The organism is Streptomyces pilosus, assembly GCF_014649835.1.
Taxonomy (GTDB): Bacteria; Actinomycetota; Actinomycetes; order Streptomycetales; family Streptomycetaceae; genus Streptomyces; species Streptomyces pilosus.
Genome location: NZ_BMTU01000003.1, coordinates 380551 through 407099 on the forward strand (window position 1 = coordinate 380551; position 26549 = coordinate 407099).

A 26549-nucleotide genomic window follows, 5' to 3' on the forward strand; every position below is an offset into this window, starting at 1 on the left:
ATGTCCGACGACGCCCGCACCCTCCGCCGACCCACCTCCGCAGCCCAGCTGGGCATCTGGGTCGCCCAGCAACTGCAGCCGGACAGCCCCCTCTACAACTGCGGCGGCTACTACGAGATCCACGGTCCCGTCGACGTCGACGTCTTCGCCCGGGCGGTCCGCAGGGGCGTCGAGGAGACCGAGGCACTGCGGTCGCACTTCGTCGAGGACACCGACCCGGAGGACGGCCCCGGCGGCGAGCCGCGGCTGTGGCAGGTGGTCACCCCCGCCGAACCCCGGCCCCTGCGCGTCGTCGACCTGCGCGACGCCCCCGACCCGGAGGCGGAGGCGCACCGCTGGACGGCGGGCGAGATGGCCGAACCGTTCGACCTGACGCGCGGCCCGCTCAGCGCCCAGACGCTGCTGCTGCTCGCCGACGACCGGTCCTTCTACGTGCACCGCTACCACCACGCGGCCCTCGACGGCTTCGGCCAGACCGTCTACGCCGCCCGGGTCGCCGCGCTCTACGACGCCCTGCTCGACGGACGGCAGCCGCCCGCGTCCCCCTTCGCGACCCTGGACCGGGTGGTCGCCGACGAGACCGCCTACCCGGGCTCCCGCCGCCGCCAGGGCGACCGGGCGTACTGGCTCGACCTGTTCACCGACGTCCCGGACCCCATCTCGCTCGCGGACCGCGTCGCCGGCAGCACCCACAGCAGTCTGCGCCGCGTCCGCCGGCTCTCCCCGGACCTGGTCACCCGGCTCACCGCCGTCGCGGAGCGGCTGGGCGTCCAGTGGCCCGCCCTGGCCGTCACCGCCACCGCCGCCCTCTACCACCGCATGACGGGCCGGACGGACTTCACCTTCGCCCTGCCCCTGGCGGGCCGCACCGGACGGACCGGACTGACGACGCCGGGCGCGATGGTCAACGTGCTGCCGATCCGGGTGCGCCCCGGCCCGGACCGGACCTTCGCCGACCTGGCCGCGGAGATCTCCCGCTCCCTCGCCGACGTCATCCGCCACCAGCGGTTCCGCGGTGAGGACCTGGTACGGGAACTCGGCCTCTCCGGCGGCCGCCAGGCCCGCCTCGGCCCCACCGTGAACGTGATGGCCTTCGCCGGCGAACTGTCCTTCGGCACCAGCCCCGCCACGGTCCACCCGCTCTCCACCGGACCGGTCAACGACCTGAAGATCAACTTCTACGGTTCCGCCGGCGCCCCCGGAGGAGTCCGCGTCGAGTTCGACGCCGACCCCGGCCTCTATGACGACCGCGAGATCGACGCGCACCAGGACCGGTTGGTGCGGGTCCTGGAGCAGCTCGCCGCGGACCCGGGTGTGCGGGTGGGTGCGGTGGAGGTGTTGGCTCCGGGTGAGCGGGAGCGGGTGCTGGGTGAGTGGAACGGCGTGGCGCGTGAGGTGCGTGGTGTGTCGTTGCCGGTGTTGTTCGGTGAGCAGGCGGCGCGGACTCCGGACGCGGTGGCGGTGGTCGCGGGTGAGCGGTCGCTGTCGTATGCGGAGCTGGACGCGTGGTCGAACCGGGTGGCTCGCTGGTTGATCACCCGCGGGGTGCGCGCGGAGTCGTTCGTGGGCGTGATGCTGCCGCGGTCGGTGGAGCTGGTGGTGGCGCTGCTCGGGGTGGTGAAGGCCGGTGGCGCGTATGTGCCGATCGACGTGGAGTATCCGGCGGAGCGGGTGGGCCAGATTCTTGGCGACGCGCGCCCGGTGCTGATGATCGACGACCCCGGAATGCTGGCCGAGTCCGATGGCTTCTCCGAAGGCCCGGTCACGGACGAAGTCCGGGTCGACCGCCTGGACTTGTCGCATCCGGCGTATGTGATCTTCACGTCGGGGTCGACGGGCCGTCCGAAGGGTGTGGTGGTCGAGCACCGGTCGGTCGGGGCGTATCTGGAGCGGGCTCGTGAGGTGTACGGGGACGCGGCCGGTACGGCGTTGCTGCATTCGTCGGTGGCGTTCGACCTGACGGTGACGGCGCTTTACAGCCCGTTGGTGTCGGGTGGGCGTGTGGTGCTGGCCGAGCTGGATGAGCGGGCGGGTGCGTGGGGGCGGCCGTCGTTCATGAAGGTCACGCCGTCCCACCTGGGTCTGCTGCAGGCCCTGCCGGGTGAGGTGTCGCCGTCGGGGACGCTGGTCACCGGTGGTGAGGCGCTGGTCGGTGAGGCGCTGGAGACGTGGCGTGCGGCTCACCCGGACGTGACCGTGATCAACGCTTACGGTCCGACGGAAGCGACGGTGAACTGCACGGACTTCCGGATCGAGCCCGGTGAGGCCGTTGGCTCGGGCCCGGTGCCGATCGGGCGTCCGTTCTGGAACACCCGCGCCTATGTGCTGGATGAGCGGTTGCGGCCGGTTCCGCCGGGTGTGGCGGGTGAGTTGTATATCGGTGGTGTGGTCCTGGCGCGTGGTTATTTCGAGCGTCCGGATCTGACGGCGGAGCGTTTCACCGCGGACCCCTACGGTCCTGCGGGTGCGCGGATGTACCGCACGGGTGACATGGCCCGCTGGAATGCCGACGGTCAGCTCGTCTATGCGGGCCGGGTCGATGACCAGGTCAAGCTGCGGGGCTTCCGGATCGAGCTGGGGGAGATCCAGGCGGTCATCGCCGGTCACCCGGACGTCTTCCGTGCCGCCGTGGTCGTGCGTGAGGACCGCCCTGGTGACCAGCGTCTGGTCGCCTACATCGTCGGCTCGGTCGAGGGCCTGCGCGAGTACGTCGCCGCCCGCCTTCCCGAGTACATGGTTCCCTCGGCCTTCGTCGCCCTCGACGCGCTGCCGCTGACGACGAACGGCAAGCTGGACCGCCGCGCCCTGCCCGCCCCCGACTACATCCTGGACACCCCCGTCGGCCGGGCCCCGCGCACCCCCCGCGAGGAGATCCTCTGTGGTCTCTTCGCCGAGATCCTCGGTGTGGACACCGTCTCGATCGACGACGACTTCTTCCGTCTCGGCGGGCACTCCCTCCTCGCCACCCGCCTGGTCAGCCGGGTCCGTACCGTCCTCGGGACGGAGCTGCCGATCCGGCAGATGTTCGACACCCCCACGGTCGCCGGACTGGGCGGGTTCCTGGACGCCACGTCCGGAGCCGGGGTGCGGCGCGGGGTCGCCCCGGTCGTGCCGCGGCCGGAGCGGATTCCGCTGTCGTACGCGCAACAGCGGCTGCGCTTCCTCCAGTTGCTGGACGACGACAGCACGGCGTACAACGCGCCCGGTGCGCTGCGGCTGACCGGTCCGCTGGACCGGGAGGCGCTGCGGCTGGCGCTCGCGGACGTCGTCGCCCGGCACGAGAGCCTGCGCACGGTGTTCGGGCAGGACGAGGAGGGGTTCACCCAGCGGGTGCTGACCCCGGGGGACGCGCCGGTCGGGCTGGACGTGCGGGAGACCGACGAGGACGGCCTGCCGGCCGAGCTGGTCGCCGCGGCGCGTCACCGGTTCGACCTGGCGGCCGAACCGCCGCTGCGGGCGACGCTGTTCGCGCTGTCCGCGGACGAGCACGTACTGCTGTTGCTGCTGCACCACATCGCGGGCGACGGCTGGTCCATGCGGCCGCTGGCCCGTGACCTGGCCGCGGCCTACGCGGCCCGGGCCGCGGGCGGGGCGCCGGTGTGGGAGCCGCTGCCGGTGCAGTACGCGGATTACAGCCTGTGGCAGCGGGAGGTGCTCGGATCCGAGAACGACCCGGGCAGCGAGATCTCCCGCCAGCTCGCCTACTGGACCGGGGCCCTGGCCGGGCTGCCGGAGGAGCTGGCACTGCCGGCCGACCGGGAGCGGGACGCGGACCTGTCGCAGCGCGGCGGTCAGGTGTCCTTCCGGGTGCCCGCCGCCCTGCACCAGGAGCTGCGGGCGCTCGGCGGCCGTACCCGGGCCAGCCTCTTCATGGTGCTCCAGGCCGCGCTCGCGGGGCTGCTGACCAGGCTCGGGGCGGGCACGGACATCCCGATCGGCACGCCGATCGCGGGCCGGACCGACACGGCCGTGGAGGAACTGGTCGGCTTCTTCGCCAACACCCTGGTGCTGCGCACCGACACCTCGGGGGACCCCGCGTTCACCGAGCTGGTGGAGCGGGTCCGCACCCGCGGACTGGAGGCGTACGCGCACCAGGACCTGCCGTTCGAGCGGCTGGTGGAGGCGGTCAACCCGGAGCGTTCGCTCGCCCGGCACCCGCTGTTCCAGGTGTGCCTGACCCTGCACAGCACCGATCCGCGGGCCACCGTGGCCGAGGTCGCCAGGCTGCCCCGGCTCGCGGTGGAACTGGAGCGGCTGCCGATCGAGGACACCAAGTTCGACCTGAACTTCGAGCTGACCGAGCGTTTCGACGAGTCGGGGCTCCCGGCGGGCATCGTCGCCGAACTGGAGTTCAACAGCGGGCTCTTCGAGACGGGGACCGCCCGGTCGATCGGTGAGCGCTATCTGCGGCTGCTCGCGGCGGTCGCCGCCGAGCCCGGTCTCGCCCTGTCGGCGGTGGAGGTGCTCGACGCGGCGGAGCGCGCCGCCGTCCTGGACGAGTGGAGCGGGGCCGCCCGCCCGGAGGTGGCCGACGTGCTGACCCGGGCCGGGCTGCCGGCCGCCCTGCGGCCCACCCGCGTCCGGGTGCTGGACGAGTCGTTGCGGCCGGTGCCGCCCGGGGTGCCCGGGATGCTGTTCGCGGCGGGCGACGATCCGGTGCCCGCCGGGGCCGACGGCGTCGACCTGGGGCGTCTGCTGCCCTCCCCGTTCCCGGGCGCGTCCTGGCTGTACCGCACGGACCGCGCGGCCCGCTGGACCGCCGACGGCGGGCTGCGGCTCGCCGGCTCCCCCGACGCCGTGGGGGAGCCGGTCGTGCTGCCCGCCCGCTCCCGCACCCCGCGCAGCCCGCTGGAGCAGATGCTGTGCACCCTGTTCGGCGAGGTGCTCGGCGTACCGTCGGTCGGGATCGACGACGGCTTCTTCGACCGGGGCGGCCACTCGCTGTCGGCGGTCCGGCTGCTCAGCCGGGTCCGGTCGGTGCTGGGCGCGGAGATCTCGATCCGCACGTTCTTCGAGAACCCCACCGTCGCCGGGCTCGCCGAGGCGTTCGCCCGGGCGTCCGGGGCGCGCAGCCCGCTGCTGCCCGTGGAACGCCCCCGCCACGTCCCCCTCTCCTACGCCCAGCAGCGGCTGTGGTTCCTGCACAACCTGGAGGGCCCCAGCGCCACGTACAACATCCCGGTCACGCTGCGGCTGACCGGCTCGCTGGACCGGGCGGCGCTGCGGCAGGCCCTGACGGACGTGGTCGTGCGGCACGAGAGCCTGCGGACCCTGTTCGCGGACGACCCGGCCGGTGCGCGGCAGGTCGTCGTGCCCGCCGAGCACGCGCGGCCCGTGCTCACCGAGGAGGAGGTGCCGGCCGGGGACCTGGACGCCCGGGTGCGGGACGCCGCCTCGTACGGCTTCGACCTGCGCACCGAACTGCCCGTCAGGTCGTGGCTGTTCAGCACGCCGGCCGGTGACCGGGTGCTGACCCTCGTCGTGCACCACATCGCCGGTGACGGCTGGTCCATGGGACCCCTCGCCCGTGACCTGTCCCTCGCCTACGCGGCACGCGCCCGGGGCGAGGAGCCGGCCTGGACGGCGCTGCCGGTGCAGTACGCCGACTACACGCTGTGGCAGCGGGAGGTGCTGGGCTCGGAGGACGACCCGGACAGCGAGATCTCCCGGCAGCTCGGCTACTGGGCGCGGACCCTCGACGGGCTGCCCGAGGAGCTGGAACTGCCCACGGACCGGCCCCGCCCGTCGCACCAGTCCCACCGGGGCGGACGGGTCGCCTTCGAGGTGCCCGCGGCCCTGCACGGCGCCCTCACCGACCTGGCCCGCCAGTCCCGTTCGAGCCTGTTCATGGTGCTCCAGTCGGCGCTGGCCGCCTTCCTGACCCGGCTCGGCGCCGGGACGGACGTGCCCATCGGCACGCCGATCGCGGGCCGCACCGACACGGCGGTGGAGGAGCTGGTCGGCTTCTTCGTCAACACGCTGGTGCTGCGCACCGACACCTCCGGCGATCCCGCCTTCACCGACCTCGTCGCCCGGGTGCGGGAGACCAACCTGGGTGCCTACGCGCACCAGGACCTGCCGTTCGAGCGGCTGGTCGAGGTGCTCAGCCCGGTCAGGTCGCTGGCCCGCCACCCCCTCTTCCAGGTGCTGCTGGGCCTCGACAACAACCAGGAGGCCCTGGACGTCCTGCGGCTGCCCGGGCTGACCGTCGACGTGCGGGCGCCGGAGACCGGGCGGGCCAAGTTCGACCTGGCGTTCTTCTTCGACGAGACCTATGGTCCCGACGGCGAACCGACCGGCATGCACGGTGCGGTCGAGTACAACGCCGACCTGTTCGACCCGGGCACGGCCCGGGACTTCGCCGACCGGCTGCTGCGGCTGCTCGGTTCCGTCGCCGCCGACCCGCACTGCCCCGTCGGGCGGCTGGACGTCATGACGCCCGCCGAGCTGGCGGCGCTGGCGGACCGCAACAGGACCGGGCACGAGGTGCCGGAGCAGTTCGTGCCCGAGCTGGTCGAACGGCAGGTGGCCGACTTCCCGGACGCCACCGCCGTCGTCTCCGAGGAGACCACCCTCTCCTACGGCGACCTCAACGCCCGCGCCAACCGGCTGGCCCGCCACCTGGCGGCCCGCGGCGTGGGCGGCGAGGACATCGTGGTCGTGGCGCTGCCCCGCTCCGCCGACATGATCGTCTCGCTGCTCGCGGTCCTCAAGACCGGCGCCGCCTACCTCACCCTCGACGTCAAGGCGCCGGAGCAGCGGCTGCGGGCGATCCTCGACGACTGCGGCCCGGCGGCCGTGCTCACCGACACGGCGCACCGCCCGCTGCCGGGCGAGCCGGGCGGGCGGGACGTCGTCCTCGACGACCCGGCCACGGTCCGGCTGCTGGCCGCCGCGGCGGACACCGACCTGACGGACGCCGACCGGGTCCGCCCGCTGGACGCCCGCCACCCGGCGTACGTCGTCTACACCTCCGGCTCCACCGGCACCCCCAAGGGTGTGGTGATGCCGATGGGTTCCCTGACGAACCTGCTCGCCTGGCACACCGGGACCTACGGCGGCGGGGTCGGCACCCGCACCGCCCAGTTCTGCGCCGTCTCCTTCGACTTCGCGGTGCAGGAGATCCTCCAGGCGCTCGTCGCGGGCAAGACCCTCGTGCTGCCCGGGGAGCACGTCCGGCGCGACGCCCACGAACTGGCCGCGTGGACCGCCCGCCACGGCGTCAACGAACTGTTCGCGCCGACCCTCGTCATCGACGCGGTGCTGGCCGCGGCCGCCGACCGGGGCGAAAGCCTCGACTGTCTCACCGACCTCTTCCAGGGCGGCGAGCAGTTCCGGCTCAGCGGCGATCTGCGGGCGTTCTGCGCGCGCGGCGGCCGGCGCATGGCGCACAACATCTACGGCCCCGCCGAGGTCGCCGCCATCACCTCCTCCACCCTCCCCGACAACACCGACGAGTGGCCCGTCTCCGCACCCATCGGCGCACCGATCTGGAACGCCGCCGCGCACGTCCTGGACGAGCGGCTGCGGCCCGTCGCCCCCGGGGTGCGCGGCGAGCTGTACATCGGCGGCGCGCAGATGGCGCGCGGCTACCAGGGCCGGCCCGACCGCACCGCCGAGCGGTTCGTCGCCTCGCCGTTCGGTCCGCCCGGCACCCGCCTGTACCGCACCGGCGACGTCGTGCGCTGGAACGGCGGCGGGGAACTGGAGTTCCTCGGCCGTTCCGACCACCAGGTGAAGATCGGCGGTTTCCGGGTGGAGCCCGCCGAGGTCGAGAGCGTCCTCGCCGAGCATCCGGACGTCGACACCGCCGCCGTCGTCACCCGCGAGGACACCCCCGGCGCCGTCCGGCTCGTCGCCTACGTGGTGCCCGAACGGCCCGGCGAGGACCCGGACCTGGGCCGTGTCCTGCGCACCCACATCGCGGGCCGGCTGCCGCACTACATGGTGCCCGCCGCCGTCACCGTGCTCCCCGCCCTCCCGCTGACCGCCAACGGCAAGCTCGACCGGGCGGCCCTCCCGGCCCCCGAGGCGGCCACCGGCACGGCCGCGGGCCAGGGGCCGCGGACCGACCGGGAGAAGACGCTGTGCGCCCTGTTCGCCGACGTCCTCGGCGTCCGTGAGGTCGGCATCGACGACGGGTTCTTCGACCTCGGCGGCGACAGCATCATGTCGATCCAGCTCGTCGGCCGGGCCCGCCGCGCCGGACTGGAGCTGTCCGTCCGCGACATCTTCGAGCACCGCACCGTCGCCGCCCTCGCCTCGGTCGTCACCGAGGCGACCGGCGTCGCCGCCGAGGAGCCGGGCGCGGGCCTCGGTGAGGTGCCGCTCACCCCGATCAAGCACTGGCTGCTGGAGCGCAGCGACGACCTGGACGCCTTCAACATGTCCGCCGTCCTCCAGGTGCCCGCCGGACTCGACCCGCGTCATCTCACCGGCGCCGTGCAGGCCCTCCTCGACCATCACGACGCCCTGCGCGCGCGCCTTACCCCGGCCCCCGGCCGGCGCCTGGAGATCCCGGCGCCGGGCACCGTGGACGCCGCGGCCGTCGTGCACCGCGCCGACGCCGCCGGCCTGGACGAGCAGGCCCTGATCCGGCTGGTGCGGGCCGAGGGCGAGGCCGCCCGCGACCGTCTCGACCTGGCCGCGGGCCGGGTCGTGCAGGTGGTGTGGGCCGACCGCGGCGGCGACGCTCCGGGACTGCTCGTCCTCGTCATCCACCACCTCGTCGTGGACGGCGTGTCCTGGCGGATCCTCATCCCGGACCTGGCCGAGGCCCACGAGGCCGTCGCCGCCGGCCGCACGCCCGCACTCCAGCCCGTCGGGACGTCCCTGCGCCGCTGGGCGCAGCGCCTGACCCAGGAGGCCACGGGGCCGGCCTGGGCGGCCGACGCCGCATGGTGGCAGGACGTGCTGCGCGCCCCCGACCCGATGCTCGGACGGCGCGCCCTGGACCCGGCCCGCGACACCCACGCCACCTCGGGGCGGCTGGAGACGACCCTGCCCGCCGACGTCACCGAGGCCGTCCTGACCCGGGTCCCGGCCGCCTTCCAGGCCGAGGTCAACGACGTGCTGCTGACCGCGTTCGGTCTGGCGTGGGCGCGCTGGCGCGGCACCCGCGGGCTCCTGCTCGACCTGGAGGGCCACGGCCGCGAGGACCACCTCGTGGACGGCGCCGACCTGTCCCGCACCATCGGCTGGTTCACCAACCTCTACCCGGTCCGCCTGGACACCGGCCCCGCCGACCTCGCCGACGCCTTCGCCGGCGGGCCGGCCGCCGGGGCCGCGCTCAAGGCGGTCAAGGAGCAGCTGCGGACCGTCCCCGCCAAGGGCATGGGGTACGGCTTCGTCCGCCGGCTCAACCCGGACACCGCCGCCGGCTTCGCCGCACTGCCCGAGCCTCAGGTGGCGTTCAACTACCTCGGGCGGTTCTCGACCGCGGCCGGCGGCCCGGTCGCCGACTGGACTCCGCTGAGCGGCATCGACGCCGTCTCCGGCGACCCGGGTCACCTGCCGCTCGCCCACCCCCTGGAACTCAACGCCCGCACCGAGGACGGCCCCGGCGGGTCGCGCCTGGTCGCCTTCTGGACCTGGGCCGAGGGGATCCTCACCGGGTCCGAGGTGCGCGAACTGGCCGACCTGTGGTTCCAGGCCCTGAACGCGCTGGTCGCGCACGCCCGCGACCCCCACGCCGGCGGTCTCACCCCCTCCGACGTGTCCCTGTCCTCCATCACCCAGGACGAGATCGAGGCGTTCGAGGACGAGCTCGACGACCTGTTCGAGGACGAGCTCGACGACCTGATCGGCGACGACGAGTTCGCCGCCTTCGACGACGTACCCGCTCCTGAAGACGAAGAAGAGGCCGAGAAGTGAGCCGTAACCCGCGCAAGATCGAGGACATCCTGTCGCTGGCCCCGCTTCAGGAGGGCCTGCTCTTCCACAGCGTCTACGACGAGGGCGGCCTCGACCCCTACGTCGTCCAGATCTCCTTCGACATCGACGGCGACCTCGACCCGTCCGCCCTGCGCGCCGCCGCCCGGCAGCTCCTCGACCGCCACGCCAACCTGCGCGTCGCGTTCCGCCAGCGCAAGAACGGCGACTGGGCGCAGATCGTCATGCGTGACACCCCCCTGCCCTGGGCCGAGACCGACCTGAGCGGGCTGCCCGAGGACGAGCGGTCCGCGGCGGCGGCCGCCGCCGTCGCCGCCGACCGCGCCACCCGCTTCGACGTCGCCCGGCCCCCGCTGCTGCGCTTCACCCTGCTCCGGCTCGGCCCGGACCGGCACCGGTTCGTCCTGACCAACCACCACCTCCTCATGGACGGCTGGTCCCTGCCCGTCCTCATGGGCGAACTGTTCACCCTGTACGACACCGGCGGCGACCTCACCGCCCTGCCCCCGGTCCGCCCCTACCGCGACCACCTGGCCTGGCTGGAACGGCAGGACAAGGACGCCGCCCGCGCCGCCTGGCGCGACGCCTTCGCCGACCTCGCCGAGCCCACCCAGGTGGCGCCCGACGCCGGACGGGCCGCGGTCGCCGGGGCCGAGGTGACCGCCGTCCTCGACGCCGACGCCACCGCCACCCTCGGCGCGCTCGCCCGCGCCCGCGGCATCACCCTCAACAGCGTCGTCCAGGCCGCCTGGGGCATCGCCCTGAGCACCCACACCGGGCGCGACGACATCGTCTTCGGCACCACCGTCTCCGGCCGCCCGCCGGAGATCGACGGCGTGGAACGCATGGTCGGCCTGTTCATCAACACGCTGCCCACCCGCGTGCGGGTACGCCCCGCCGAGTCCCTCGCCGCGCTCGTCGCCCGCGTCCAGGACGAGCAGGCCCGCCTCACCGGCCACCAGCACCTGGGGCTGGCCGAGATCCAGCGCGTCGTGGGCCACGGCGACCTGTTCGACACCTCGATGGTGTTCCAGAACTACCCGGTCGGCCGCACCGGCACCGCGGGCACCGGCATCGGTGCCGCCATCAGCCTCGCCCCCGGAAAGAACCGCGAGGCCACCCACTACCCGCTGCTGCTGATCGCCTCGGCCCGCGACACCATGCGCTTCCGCCTCAACTACCGGCCCGACGTGTTCGACGAGGCGTCGGCGCAGCGCGTCCTCGACCGCTTCGTCCGCGTCCTGCACGGCCTCGTCGCCGACCCCGACCAGCCCGTCGGCCGGCTCGCCCTGCTCGGCGACGACGAACGCCACGAGGCCCTCGTCCGCTGGAACGACACCGCGCACGACGTCCCCGGCCACCTCACCGTCCTGGACCTGTTCCGCGAGCAGGCGGCCCGCACCCCCGACGCGCCCGCCGTCACCGGCCCGGACGGAACCCTCGACTACGCCACGCTCGACGCCCGCTCCAGCCGGCTCGCGCACCTGCTGGTCGCCCGCGGCGCCGCCCCCGAGCGGTTCGTCGCGATCGCCCTGCCCCGCACCACCGAGATGGTGGTCGCCCTGCTCGCCGTCCTCAAGACGGGGGCCGCCTACCTGCCCGTCGACCCCGACTACCCGGCCGAACGCATCGCGTTCATGCTCGACGACACCCGGCCCGCCCTCCTGATCACCACCCGGGACCTCGCCCCCGTCCTGCCCGGCACCGGCACCCCGCACCTCCTCCTCGACGACCCGTCCCTCGCCGGGGACCTGGCGGCCCGTCCCGCGACCGGGCCCACCGACGCCGACCGCGACGGCGGTCTGCTGCCCGCCCACCCGGCGTACGTGATCTACACCTCCGGCTCCACCGGCCGCCCCAAGGGCGTCGTCATCGAGCACCGCTCCCTCGCCGCGTACCTCCAGTGGGCCCGCCACGCCTACCCGGCCATGACGGGCACCTCACTGCTGCACTCGCCGATCTCCTTCGACCTCACCGTCACCGCCCTCTACACCACCCTGGTCTCCGGCGGCCTGGTCCGTGTCACCGACCTCGACGAGAGCGCCGCCGACGGGCCCGCCCCGAGCTTCCTCAAGGGCACCCCCAGCGTCCTCGCCCTCCTGGAGGCGCTGCCCGCCGACGCCTCCCCGGACCGGCTGATCATGCTCGGCGGTGAACTCCTCCTCGGCGAGGTCATCGACCGGTGGCGCGCCCGCCGCCCCGACGCCGACGTGCTGAACGTGTACGGAGCCACCGAGGCCACCGTCAACAGCGTCCAGCACCTGATACCCGCCGGCTCCCCCTCACCGACCGGCCCGGTCCCCGTCGGCCGCCCCTTCTGGAACACGCAGGTCCACATCCTCGACAGCGCCCTGCGCCCCGTCCCCGCCGGCGTCCCCGGCGAGGCGTACATCGCCGGAACGGGCCTCGCCCGCGGCTACTGGCACCGCGCCGGCCTCACCGCCGAACGCTTCGTCGCCAACCCGTACGGCCCGCCCGGCTCCCGCATGTACCGCACCGGCGACGTGCTGCGCCGCAACCACGACGGGCTGCTGGAGTTCGTCGGCCGCGGCGACGGCCAGGTCAAGCTGCGCGGCTACCGCATCGAACTCGGCGAGATCGAGGCCGTCCTCGCCGCCCACGACCACGTCACCCAGGCCGCGGTCCTGCTGCGCGAGGACCAGCCCGGCGACAAGCGCCTCGTCGCCTACGCCGCCACCGGCGGCCGCCCCCTCACCACCGACGACCTGCGCGACCTCGCCGCCGACCGGCTGCCCGAGTACATGGTGCCGTCCGCCTTCGTCGTCCTCGACGACATGCCGCTCACCCCGAACGGCAAGCTCGACCGCCGTGCCCTGCCCGTCCCCGAGTACGCGGGCGACACCGGCGGCCGGACCCCGCGCTCCCCGCGCGAGGAGATCCTCTGCGGCCTCTTCGCCGACGTGCTCGGCCTGGACACCGTCTCCATCGACGACGACTTCTTCCAGCTCGGCGGGCACTCGCTGCTCGCCACCAAGCTGGTCAGCCGCATCCGCTCGGTCCTCGGCGCCGAACTGGCCATCCGCCAGCTCTTCGACACCCCCACCGTGGCCGGCCTCTCCGGCGCCCTCGACACCGGCAACGGCCACGCCCGCCCCGCCCTCACCGCCGCCGCACCGCGCCCCGGGCGGATCCCGCTCTCCTACGCCCAGCAACGCCTGTGGTTCCTCCACCGGTTCGAGGGGCCCAGCGCCGCCTACAACTCCCCGGTCGCGCTGCGGCTGACCGGCCCGCTGGACCAGGATGCCCTGCGCAGCGCCGTCACCGACCTCACGGCCCGCCACGAGAGCCTGCGGACGGTGTTCGCGGAGGACGCCGAAGGTCCCCACCAGATCGTCCGGGACCCCGCCGGCACCGCCGACCTCACCGTCGTCCGCACCGACCGGGACGGACTGGACGCGGCCCTGTCCGAGGCCGCCCGGCACGCCTTCGACCTGACCGAGGACGTCCCGCTGCGGGTGTGGCTCTTCGAACTCGGCGCCGACGAGCACGTCCTGCTGCTGCTCACCCACCATGTCGCCACCGACGCCTGGTCCCGCGCCCCGCTGGCCCGCGACCTGACGACCGCCTACGCGGCCCGCGCCGCGGGCGGGGCGCCGGCGTGGGAGCCGCTGCCGGTGCAGTATGCCGACTACAGCCTGTGGCAGCACGAACTGTTCGGCACGAACGACGGCCCGGACAGCGAGATCTCCCGCCAGCTCGGCTACTGGAAGCGGGCACTCGCGGGCCTCCCGGAGGAGCTGACCCTCCCGTACGACCGCCCGCGCCCGGCCACCGCCACCTACGCGGGCGACACCCTCACCTTCGACCTGCCCGCCGGCCTGCACGCCCGCCTCACCCGCGTCGCCCGCGAGCACCGGGCGAGCCTCTTCATGGTGCTTCAGGCGGGGTTGGCGGGTCTGCTGTCGCGGTTGGGTGCGGGCAGCGACATCCCGTTGGGTACGCCGATCGCGGGTCGTACGGACGATGCGCTGGACGATCTGGTGGGTTTCTTCGTCAACACGTTGGTGCTGCGGACGGACGTGTCGGGTGATCCGACGTTCGCGGAGCTGATCGAGCGGGTGCGGGTGGCGGACCTGGAGGCGTACGCGCACCAGGACCTGCCGTTCGAGCGGCTGGTGGAGGCGGTCAACCCGGAGCGTTCCCTCGCCCGGCACCCCCTCTTCCAGACCATGCTCAACCTCAACAACGCCGGCCCGGTCGAAGCACTCGACGAGATCGCCAAACTTCCCGGCCTCACCGTCCACCACGAACCCCTCGAGACGGACCGCGTCAAGTTCGACCTCGGCTTCTCCTTCGCCGAGGCCCACGACGGCCTGCGCGGATCCCTCCAGTACAGCACCGACCTGTTCGACCGCGAGACCGCGTGGGGCATCGCCGAGCGGTTCGTCCGTGTGCTGGTCGCCCTCGTGGAGGACCCGGGTGTGCGGGTGGGTGCGGTGGAGGTGCTGGCTCCGGGTGAGCGGGAGCGGGTGCTGGGTGAGTGGAACGGCGTGGCGCGTGAGGTGCGTGGTGTGTCGTTGCCGGTGTTGTTCGGTGAGCAGGCGGCGCGGACTCCGGACGCGGTGGCGGTGGTCGCGGGTGAGCGGTCGCTGTCGTATGCGGAGCTGGACGCGTGGTCGAACCGGGTGGCGCGCTGGCTGATCGCCCGCGGGGTGCGTGCCGAGTCGTTCGTGGGCGTGAAGTTGCCGCGGTCGGTGGAGCTGGTGGTGGCGCTCCTCGGGGTGGTGAAGGCCGGCGGCGCGTATGTGCCGATCGACGTCGACTATCCGGCGGAGCGGGTGGGCCAGATTCTTGGCGACGCGCGTCCGCTGATCACGATCGATGATCCGGGGGTGCTGGAGGAGGCTTCCGGTTACTCGGATGCTCCGGTCACGGATGAGGACCGGTTGGTGCGGCTTGAGTTGTTGCATCCGGCGTATGTGATTTTCACGTCGGGGTCGACGGGCCGTCCGAAGGGTGTGGTGGTCGAACACCGTTCGGTCGGGGCGTATCTGGAGCGGGCTCGTGAGGTGTACGGGGACGCGGCCGGGACGGCGTTGCTGCATTCGTCCGTCGCCTTCGACCTGACGGTGACGGCGCTTTACAGCCCGCTGGTGTCGGGTGGGCGTGTGGTGCTGGCCGAGCTGGACGAGCGGGCGGGTGCGTGGGGCCGGCCGTCGTTCATGAAGGTCACCCCGTCCCACCTCGGTCTGCTGCAGGCCCTGCCGGATGAGGTGTCACCTTCGGGGACGCTGGTCACCGGTGGTGAGGCGCTGGTCGGTGAGGCGCTGGAGACGTGGCGTGCGGCTCACCCGGACGTGACCGTGATCAACGCTTACGGTCCTACGGAAGCGACGGTGAACTGCACGGACTTCCGGATCGAGCCCGGTCAGGGTGTCGCGTCCGGTCCGGTGCCGATCGGGCGCCCCTTCTGGAACACCCGCGCCTATGTGCTGGATGAGCGGCTGCGGCCGGTTCCGCCGGGTGTGGCGGGTGAGTTGTATATCGGTGGTGTGGTCCTGGCGCGTGGTTACTTCGAGCGTCCGGATCTGACGGCGGAGCGTTTCACCGCGGACCCCTACGGTCCGGCCGGCGCACGGATGTACCGCACGGGTGACATGGCCCGCTGGAACGCCGACGGTCAGCTCGTCTACGCCGGCCGGGTCGACGATCAGGTCAAGTTGCGGGGCTTCCGGATCGAGCTGGGGGAGATCCAGGCGGTCATCGCCGGCCATGCCGGGGTGGCCCGTGCGGCGGTCGTCGTGCGTGAGGACCGTCCTGGTGACCAGCGCCTCGCCGCGTACGTGGTGGGGGAGACGGAAGGTTTGCGCGAGTACGTCGCCGCCCGTCTCCCCGAGTACATGGTGCCCTCGGCCTTCGTCGCCCTCGACGCACTGCCGCTGACGACGAACGGCAAGCTGGACCGCCGCGCCCTGCCCGCCCCCGACTACGGTCCGGAGGGCGAGAGCGGTCGTGCACCGCGCACGGCTCGCGAAGAGGTTGTGTGCGGTCTGTTCGCCGAGGTGCTGGGCCTGGAGTCGGTCACGATCGACGACGACTTCTTCCGCCTCGGCGGGCACTCGCTGCTGGCGACGAAGCTGGTCAGCCGTATCCGCACCGTCCTGGAGGCGGAGCTGCCGATCCGGCAGCTGTTCGAGACGCCGACGGTGGCGGGCCTGGCCGCCGCCCTGGAGGCGGTGGCCGGTGAGGCCCGCCGTGGGGTCGCCCCGGTCGTGCCGCGGCCGGAGCGGATTCCGCTGTCGTACGCGCAGCAGCGGCTGTGGTTCCTGAACCAGTTCGAGGGTCCCAGCGCCACCTACAACGCCCCGGTCGCGCTGCGGCTGTCCGGTCCGCTGGACCGGGAGGCGCTGCGGCTGGCGCTCGGGGACGTCGTCGCCCGGCACGAGAGCCTGCGCACGGTGTTCGCCGAGGACGGCGAAGGAGCCCGGCAGATCGTCCGGCCGGTGGATGAGGCCGCGGTGGCCCTGCCGGTGACGGAGGTCGGCGAGGAGGGACTGCCGGCGGCGCTCGCGGACGCGGCGGCCCTGCCCTTCGACCTGGCGCGGGAGATCCCCTTCCGTGCCGCGCTGTTCGCCGTGGCGGACGGGCAGCACGTGCTGCTGCTCCTGACCCACCACATCGTGAGCGACGCGTGGTCGCGGGAGCCGCTGGCCCGTGACCTCACGGCGGCCTATGCCGCGCGGGTCGCGGGCGGGGCGCCGGTGTGGGAGCCGCTGCCGGTGCAGTACGCGGACTACAGCCTGTGGCAGCGGGAGGTGCTGGGCTCGGAGGACGACCCGGGCAGCGAGATCTCCCGGCAGCTCGGCTACTGGACGGAGGCCCTGGCCGAGCTGCCCGACCAGTTGGAGCTGCCGTACGACCGGCCGCGCCCCGCGGTCGCCTCCTACCGCGGTGACCGGATCACCTTCCGCCTGCCCGAGGACGTCGCCGCCGGCATCGACCGCGTGGCCCGGGACACGCAGGCGAGCCCGTTCATGGTGGTGCAGGCCGCGCTCGCGGCGCTGCTGACACGACTGGGCGGCGGCACCGACATCCCCATTGGCACGCCGATCGCCGGCCGTACCGACGAGGCGCTGAACGACCTGGTCGGCGTATTCCTGAACACGCTGGTGCTGCGGACCGACACCACGGGGAACCCGGCGTTCACCGAGCTGGTGGACCGGGTCCGGGAGACCAGCCTGGGGGCCTACGCACACCAGGACCTGCCGTTCGAGCGGCTGGTGGAGGCGGTCAACCCGGAGCGTTCGCTTGCCCGGCACCCGCTGTTCCAGGTGCTGCTGACCTTCAACAACACGGACTACCGGGGCGCCCTCGACTCACTCGACGGGCTGCCCGGACTCACCGCGCAGCGCTACTCGGTGGAGACCTCGCACGCCAAGTTCGATCTGGCCTTCGGCTTCTCCGAGCGGGCGGGCGGTCTCGACGGCGTGCTGGAGTACGGCACCGACCTGTTCGACCAGGACACCGCCGCCGGTCTCGTCGAGCGCCTGCTGCGTGTGCTGACGGCGGCCGTGGCCCGGCCCACCGCTCCCATCGGCGCCATGGACCTCCTCGACGAGGTGGAGTCGGGTCTGGTGGTGTCGGGGTGGAACGACACGGTGTGCGAGATGCCGGCTCGTTCGGTGGTGGAACTGTTCGCGGAGCGGGTGGCCGAGTCGCCGGACGCCTGCGCGGTGATCGCCGGTGAGGAGTCCTTGACGTACGCGGAGCTGGACGCGCGGGCGGAGGGGCTGGCGCGGCTGCTGGTGGAGCGTGGGGTGTCGCCCGAGCGGTTCGTGGCGGTGGCGCTGCCGCGGTCGGCGGACCTGGTGGTCGCGCTGCTGGCGGTGTGGAAGGCGGGGGCCGCGTATCTGCCGCTGGACACGGAGTACCCGGCCGACCGGCTGGCGTACATGCTGGACGACGCCGACCCGGCGCTGGTGCTGACGGTGCGGGACCTGCTCTCCGAGCTGCCCGCGTTCGAGCAGCCCCGGCTGCTTCTGGACGCCTCCTCGACCCGCGACGCGCTCGCGGCGCACACCGGCACGGAAGACCTGAACGCGGGCTCCGACCTGCGCCGCTCGGCGTACGTGATCTACACGTCGGGTTCGACGGGGCTGCCGAAGGGTGTGGTGGTTCCGCAGGGGCCGCTGGTCAACTTCCTGGTGTCGATGGCGGACCGGTTCGCCCTGGGCGCGGAGGACCGTCTGCTGGCGGTGACCACGGTCGGGTTCGACATCGCCGGTCTGGAGCTGTTCGTGCCGCTGCTCAGCGGTGCGGCGGTGGTGATGGCCGCCCGTGACGTCGTACGCGACCCGGCGGCCTTGTGCGAGCTGGCGGTGTCCTCGGGTGCGTCGGTGATGCAGGCGACACCGAGCCTGTGGCGGGCGGTGCTGGCTCAGGACCCGGCGGTGGTGGCACGGCTGCGGGTGCTGATCGGCGGGGAGGCCCTGCCGGCGGACTTGGCGGTGGCACTGGCCGAACACGCCGTGTCGGTCACGAACCTGTACGGGCCGACCGAGACGACCATCTGGTCCACGGCCTGGGACGTGACCGGGGACGCGGCCCGTTCGCCGCGTATCGGCCGGCCGATCGCCAACACGCAGGTGTACGTCCTCGACGCCGGTCTGCGCCCGGTACCGCCCGGCGTCCCCGGAGAGCTCTACATCGCCGGTGACGGTGTGGTGCGCGGCTACCACGGCCGGTACGCGCTGACCTCGGAGCGCTTCGTCGCCGACCCGTTCGGCCCTGCGGGTGCGCGGATGTACCGCACGGGTGACCTGGCCCGGTGGACGAAGGACGGGGAGCTGGAGTACCTGTCCCGGGTCGACGACCAGGTCAAGCTGCGCGGCTTCCGCATCGAGCTGGGCGAGATCGAGGCGGTGCTGGCCTCGCATACGCAGGTGGCGCAGGCCGCGGTGATCGTCCGTGAGGACCGTCCCGGCGACAAGCGCCTCGCGGCGTATGTCGTCGGCGTGCAGGGTGTCCGTCCGCAGGTGGCTGACCTGCGTGACCTGGCCGCTTCCCGGCTGCCCGGTTACATGGTCCCGTCCGCCTTCGTCACCCTCGACGCGATGCCGCTCACCCCGAACGGCAAGCTGAACCGGCGGGCGCTGCCCGCCCCGGACTACGGCCTCGACACCCCGGGCGGCCGCGCCCCGCGTTCCCCGCGCGAGGAGATCCTCTGCGGCCTCTTCGCCGAGGTACTGGGCCTGGAGTCGGTCTCGATCGACGACGACTTCTTCCAGCTCGGCGGGCACTCGCTGCTCGCCACCAAGCTGGTGAGCCGCGTCCGCAGCGTGCTGGACGCCGAACTCGCCGTCCGGCAGGTCTTCGAGTCCCCCACGGTCGCCGAGCTCGGCACGGCCCTCGACCAGTCGGCGGACGGGCGGGCCCCGTTGCGTGCCGTGGCGGAGCGCCCCGAACGGTTGCCACTCTCGCTCGCCCAGCAGCGGCTGTGGTTCCTCCACCAGTTCGAGGGTCCGAGCGCCACCTACAACGTTCCCGTGGCGCTGCGACTGTCCGGTGCCCTCGACATCGACGCTCTGCGCCGGGCGCTGGTCGACGTCGTCGCCCGGCACGAGAGCCTGCGGACCGTGTTCGCGGAGGACGCCGAGGGTGCCTACCAGGTGGTGCTCGACGCCGCGCGCGCCACGGAGGCCGAACTGCAGGTCGTCACTGTCGGCACCGACGACCTGGACGAGGAGCTGCAGCGCGCCACGCGGACGCCGTTCGACTTGACGCGCGATCTTCCCCTGCGCGCCTGGCTGTTCGAGCTGGGAGACGGGGAACACGTCCTGCTGGCCGTCGTCCACCACATCGCGGGCGACGCCTGGTCCATGGGACCGCTGGCCCGTGACCTGTCGGCGGCCTACGCGGCACGTATCGCCGGCCGGGCACCGGTGACGGAGCCGCTGCCGGTGCAGTACGCCGACTACAGCCTGTGGCAGCGCGAGCTGCTGGGCTCGGAGGACGACCCGGACAGCGAGATCTCCCGCCAGCTCGGCTACTGGACCCAGGCCCTGGCCGGGCTGCCGCAGGAACTGGCGCTGCCCTTCGACCGTCCGCGCCCGGCCACCGCCACCTACGCGGGCGACCGGGTCACGTTTTCCTTCCCCGACCACCTGCACGAGCGGCTGACCGAGGTCGCCCGCGAGCACCGGGCCAGCGTCTTCATGGTGCTTCAGGCGGGGTTGGCGGGTCTGCTGTCGCGGTTGGGTGCGGGCAGCGACATCCCGTTGGGTACGCCGATCGCGGGTCGTACGGACGATGCGCTGGACGATCTGGTGGGTTTCTTCGTCAACACGCTGGTGCTGCGGACGGACGTGTCGGGTGATCCGACGTTCGCGGAGCTGATCGAGCGGGTGCGGGTGGCGGACCTGGAGGCGTACGCGCACCAGGACCTGCCGTTCGAGCGGCTGGTGGAGGCGGTCAACCCGGAGCGTTCCCTCGCCCGGCACCCCCTCTTCCAGACCATGCTCGTCCTCAACAACACCGAGCAGGGCGCCGCTTCGGCCGTCGCCTCCCTGCCCGGCCTCCAGGTGACGGGCCGGGCTGTGGAAGCCGGCTCCGCCAAGTTCGATCTCTCGTTCCGTCTCTCGGAGAGCGGAGGCGCCCTGGACTTCAGCACCGACCTGTTCGACCGCGAGACCGCGTGGGGCATCGCCGAGCGGTTCGTCCGTGTGCTGGTCGCCCTCGTGGAGGACCCGGGTGTGCGGGTGGGTGCGGTGGAGGTGCTGGCTCCGGGTGAGCGGGAGCAGGTGCTGGGTGAGTGGAACGGCGTGGCGCGTGAGGTGCGTGGTGTGTCGTTGCCGGTGTTGTTCGGTGAGCAGGCGGCGCGGACTCCGGACGCGGTGGCGGTGGTCGCGGGTGAGCGGTCGCTGTCGTATGCGGAGCTGGACGCGTGGTCGAACCGGGTGGCGCGCTGGCTGATCGCCCGCGGGGTGCGCGCGGAGTCGTTCGTGGGCGTGATGCTGCCGCGGTCGGTGGAGCTGGTGGTGGCGCTGCTGGCGGTAGTGAAGGCCGGCGGCGCGTATGTGCCGATCGACGTCGACTATCCGGCGGAGCGGGTGAACCAGATCCTGGGCGACGCGCGCCCGGTGCTGATGATCGACGACCCCGGAAGGCTGACCGAGTCCGATGGCTTCTCCGGCGGCCCGGTCACGGACGAAGTCCGGATGGACCGCCTGGACTTGTCGCATCCGGCGTATGTGATCTTCACGTCGGGGTCGACGGGCCGTCCGAAGGGTGTGGTGGTCGAACACCGTTCGGTCGGGGCGTATCTGGAGCGGGCTCGTGAGGTGTACGGGGACGCGGCCGGGACGGCGTTGCTGCATTCGTCCGTCGCCTTCGACCTGACGGTGACAGCGCTTTACAGCCCGTTGGTGTCGGGTGGGCGTGTGGTGCTGGCGGAGCTGGATGAGCGGGCGGGTGCGTGGGGCCGGCCGTCGTTCATGAAGGTCACGCCGTCCCACCTGGGTCTTCTTCAGGCGCTGCCGGAGGGTGTGTCGCCGTCGGGGACGCTGGTCACCGGTGGTGAGGCGCTGGTCGGTGAGGCGCTGGAGACGTGGCGTGCGGCTCACCCGGACGTGACCGTGATCAACGCTTACGGACCCACGGAAGCGACGGTGAACTGCACGGACTTCCGGATCGAGCCCGGTCAGGGTGTCGCGTCTGGCCCGGTGCCGATCGGGCGACCCTTCTGGAACACCCGCGCCTATGTGCTGGATGAGCGGCTGCGGCCGGTTCCTCCGGGTGTGGCGGGTGAGTTGTATATCGGTGGTGTGGTCCTGGCGCGTGGTTATTTCGAGCGTCCGGATCTGACGGCGGAGCGCTTCACCGCCGACCCCTACGGTCCGGCCGGCGCGCGGATGTACCGCACGGGTGACATGGCCCGCTGGAACGCCGACGGTCAACTCGTCTACGCGGGCCGGGTCGACGACCAGGTCAAACTGCGGGGCTTCCGGATCGAGCTGGGCGAGATCCAGGCGGTCATCGCCGGTCACCCGGACGTCTTCCGTGCCGCCGTGGTCGTCCGTGAGGACCGCCCTGGTGACCAGCGTCTGGTCGCCTACGTCGTCGGCTCGGTCGAGGGCCTGCGCGAGTACGTCGCCGCCCGCCTTCCCGAGTACATGGTTCCCTCGGCCTTCGTCGCCCTCGACGCACTGCCGCTGACGACGAACGGCAAGCTGGACCGCCGCGCCCTGCCCGCCCCCGACTACGGTCCGGAGAGCGAGACCGGCCGCGCTCCCCGTACGGCCCGCGAGGAGATCCTCTGTGGTCTCTTCGCCGAGATCCTCGGTGTGGACGCCGTCTCGATCGACGACGACTTCTTCCGTCTCGGCGGGCACTCCCTCCTCGCCACCCGCCTGGTCAGCCGCATCCGCGGCTCACTCGGTGTGGAGATGGCCGTACGGCAGCTCTTCGACACGCCGAGTGTCGCCGGCCTGTCGGCCGCGATCGACGAGGTGGACGGCGGCCACCGTGCCGCACTGACCGCGGCGGTGCCGCGGCCGGACCGGGTCCCGCTGTCGTACGCGCAGCAGCGGCTGTGGTTCCTGAACCAGTTCGAGGGTCCCAGCGCCACCTACAACATCCCGGTCGCGCTGCGGCTGTCCGGTCCGCTGGACCGGGAGGCGCTGCGGCTGGCGCTCGCGGACGTCGTCGCCCGGCACGAGAGCCTGCGCACGGTGTTCGCGGAGGACACCGCGGGCGCCTACCAGGTCGTCCGGCCGGTGGACGAGGCACGGCCCGAACTGGCGGTCGTCGCCGTCACGCGGGACGAGGTCGAGGAGCGCCTCCACGAGGCGGCGCGCCGGGGCTTCGACCTGTCGGCCGAGTCCGGCGAACTGCCGCTGCGCGCGACGCTGTTCGCGCTGGGGGACGACGAGCACGTGCTGCTGCTCCTCCTGCACCACATCGTGAGCGACGCCTGGTCCCGCACCCCCCTGGCCCGTGACCTCACGGCGGCCTATGCCGCGCGGGTCGCGGGCGGGGCGCCGGTGTGGGAGCCGCTGCCGGTGCAGTACGCGGACTACAGCCTGTGGCAGCGGGAGGTGCTCGGCTCCGAGGACGACCCGGGCAGCGAGATCTCCCGGCAGCTCGGCTACTGGACGGAGGCCCTGGCCGAGCTGCCCGACCAGTTGGAGCTGCCGTACGACCGGCCGCGCCCCGCGGTCGCCTCCTACCGCGGTGACCGGATCCCGTTCGAGGTCCCCGCGGAGCTGTACCAGCGGGTGGTGGCACTGGCCCGTGCTTCCCAGGCGAGCCCCTTCATGGTGCTCCAGGCCGGTCTCGCCGCCCTGCTGACCAAGCTCGGCGCGGGCACGGACATCCCCCTCGGCACGCCGATCGCCGGCCGTACCGACGAGGCTCTGGACGACCTGGTCGGCGTGTTCATCAACACGCTGGTGCTGCGCACCGACACCTCCGGCCGGCCCTCCGCCCGGGAACTGGTCGAGCGGGTGCGGTCGCAGAACCTGGCCGCCTACGCGCACCAGGACCTGCCGTTCGAGCGGCTGGTGGAGGTGCTCAACCCGGAGCGTTCGATGGCCCGGCACCCGCTGTTCCAGGTGCTGCTGGCGTTCAACAACACGGACTCCGCGGCCGTCGACCGGGCCGCGTCGGGGCTGCCGGGGCTCGAGGTGTCCCGTGCCGTCGCCGAGACGGGTGTGGGCAAGTTCGACCTGTCCTTCGCCTTTGCCGAGCAGGAGGCCACGTCCGGTTCCCTGCACGGCGTATTGGAATACAGCACGGACCTGTTCGACCAGGACACCGTCGAGGCCCTGGGCCGCCGCTACCTGCGCGTTCTCCGGGCCATGGTCGACGACCCCGCCGCGCCCCTGGACCGGGCACACCTCCTCGACGAGGTGGAGTCGGGTCTGGTGGTGTCGGGGTGGAACGACACGGTGTGCGAGATGCCGGCTCGTTCGGTGGTGGAGCTGTTCGCGGAGCGGGTGGCCGAGTCGCCGGACGCACTCGCGGTGATCGCCGGTGCGGAGTCCTTGACGTACGCGGAGCTGGACGCGCGGGCGGAGGGGTTGGCGCGGCTGCTGGTGGAGCGTGGGGTGGCGCCCGAGCGGTTCGTGGCGGTGGCGTTGCCGCGGTCGGCGGACCTGGTGGTGGCGTTGCTGGCGGTGTGGAAGGCGGGGGCGGCGTATCTGCCGCTGGACACGGAGTACCCGGCCGACCGGCTGGCGTACATGCTGGACGACGCCCAGCCCGCCCTCGTCCTCACCACCACCGGACTCCTCTCCGAGCTGCCCGAGTTCGACCAGCCCCGCCTGCTCCTGGACGACCTCAGGGACCTCCCCGCGGCCGGGCCGGTGCATGCCGGAACCGACCTCCATCGCTCGGCGTACGTGATCTACACGTCGGGTTCGACGGGGCTGCCGAAGGGTGTGGTGGTTCCGCAGGGGCCGTTGGTCAACTTCCTGGTGTCGATGGCGGACCGGTTCGCCCTGGGCGCGGAGGACCGTCTGCTGGCGGTGACCACGGTCGGGTTCGACATCGCCGGTCTGGAGCTGTTCGTGCCGCTGCTCAGCGGTGCGGCGGTGGTGATGGCCGCCCGCGACGTCGTACGCGACCCGGCCGCACTCTGCCAGCTCGCCCTGGAGACGGACGCGTCGGTGATGCAGGCGACACCGAGCCTGTGGCGGGCGGTGCTGGCTCAGGACCCGGCGGTGGTGGAGCGGCTGCGGGTGCTGATCGGCGGGGAGGCCCTGCCGGCGGACTTGGCGGTGGCACTGGCCGAACACGCCGTGTCGGTCACGAACCTGTACGGCCCGACCGAGACGACCATCTGGTCCACGGCCTGGGACGTGACCGGGGATGCGGCCCGTTCGCCGCGTATCGGCCGGCCGATCGCCAACACGCAGGTGTACGTCCTCGACGCCGGTCTGCGCCCGGTACCGCCCGGCGTCCCCGGAGAGCTCTACATCGCCGGTGACGGTGTGGTGCGCGGCTACCACGGCCGGTACGCACTGACCTCGGAGCGGTTCGTCGCCGACCCCTACGGTCCGGCCGGTTCCCGGATGTACCGCACGGGTGACCTGGCCCGGTGGACCAAGGACGGGGAGCTGGAGTACCTGTCCCGGGTCGACGACCAGGTCAAGCTGCGCGGCTTCCGCATCGAGCTGGGCGAGATCGAAGCCGTCCTCTCCGCACACGCGCAGGTGGCGCAGGCCGCGGTGATCGTCCGTGAGGACCGTCCCGGCGACAAGCGCCTCGCGGCGTATGTCGTCGGCACCGCGGGTGCCCGGCCCCAGGCCGCCGAGTTGCGCGAACTGGCTGCCGCCCGGCTGCCCGGCTATATGGTCCCGTCCGCCTTCGTCACCCTCGACGCGATGCCGCTCACCCCGAACGGCAAGCTGAACCGGCGGGCGCTGCCCGCCCCGGACCACGGCCTCGACACCCCCGGCGGCCGCGCCCCGCGCTCCCCGCGCGAGGAGATCCTCTGCGGCCTCTTCGCCGAAGTGCTCGGCCTGGACACCGTCTCCATCGACGACGACTTCTTCCAACTCGGCGGGCATTCCCTGCTCGCCACCAAGCTGGTCAGCCGCGTCCGCAGCGTGCTGGACGCCGAACTCGCCGTCCGCCAGGTCTTCGAAGCGGCCACGGTCGCCGAACTCACCACCGTCCTCGACCAGTCCGCCGGAGCGCGCGGCCGGGTGGTGCGGGCGGACCGGCCGGCCCGGGTGCCGTTGTCGCACGCCCAGCAGCGGCTGTGGTTCCTCCAGCACCTGGAGGGCCCGAGCGACGCCTACAACATGCCGGTGTCGCTGACCCTGACCGGCCCGGTCGACGAGGAGGCGCTGCGGCTGGCGCTCGCGGACGTCGTCGCCCGGCACGAGAGCCTGCGGACCGTGTTCGCGGAGGACGCCGGCGGTGCCGCGTACCAGGTGGTGCTGGAGCCGGAGCAGGTGCGGGTGCCGCTGGTCGTGGAGCACGTCGACGACGAGGCGGCCGCCGACCGGATGATGCGGCGCGCGGCGGGCTACGTCTTCGACCTCGGTCGTGAGATCCCTCTGCGGGTGTCGCTGTTCCGGCTGCCCGCGGCGGCGGGACGCGACGGGCGGGACACCCCGGACACCCGGGCCGCGGACGGCGCGCAGGACCGCAGTGCGCTGCTGCTGCTCACCCACCACATCGCCGGTGACGCCTGGTCGCGCGGCATCCTGGTGCGCGACCTGACGGCCGCGTACACGGCGCGGACGGTGGGCGGCGCGGAGCCGGTGTGGGAGCCGCTGCCGGTGCAGTACGCCGACTACAGCCTGTGGCAGCGCGACCTGCTGGGCTCGGACGACGACCCGGACAGCGAGATCTCCCGCCAGCTCGGCTACTGGAAGCGGACGCTGGCGGACCTGCCGGAGGAACTGGCGCTGCCCTTCGACCGTCCGCGTCCGGCCACCGCCGGCTACGCGGGCGACCGGATCGACTTCTCCTTCCCCGACCACCTGCACGAGCGGCTGACCGAGGTCGCCCGCGAGCACCGGGCCAGCGTGTTCATGGTGCTCCAGGCGGCGCTCGCGGGTCTGCTGTCCCGGCTGGGCGCGGGCAGCGACATCCCCCTCGGCACGCCGATCGCCGGCCGTACCGACGACGCCCTGGACGGTCTGGTCGGCTTCTTCGTCAACACCCTCGTCCTGCGCACCGACACG

General features: G+C 73.0%; 2 protein-coding genes (1 of these 2 running past the window's edge). Both read left to right on the top strand.

The window, feature by feature from the left end; translation table 11 throughout:
* Positions 1-9873 carry a non-ribosomal peptide synthetase gene (locus IE118_RS10060; protein WP_189557412.1) on the top strand — a complete coding sequence of 3291 codons (9873 nt, stop codon included), beginning with the start codon at positions 1-3 and terminating at the stop codon, positions 9871-9873.
* Positions 9870-26549: the 5' portion of a non-ribosomal peptide synthase/polyketide synthase gene (locus tag IE118_RS10065; protein WP_189557413.1), read on the top strand. The gene runs 3783 nt beyond the window's last position; 16680 of the gene's 20463 nt are visible here — the first part of the coding sequence; the start codon lies at positions 9870-9872; its stop codon lies off the right edge, out of view. Before IE118_RS10060 ends, IE118_RS10065 begins: the two co-directional genes overlap by 4 nt.

Coding starts and splice junctions, on each gene's coding strand:
- IE118_RS10060 (WP_189557412.1), top strand. CDS start 1: ATGTCCGACGACGCCCGCACCCTCCGCCGACCCACCTCCGCAGCCCAG.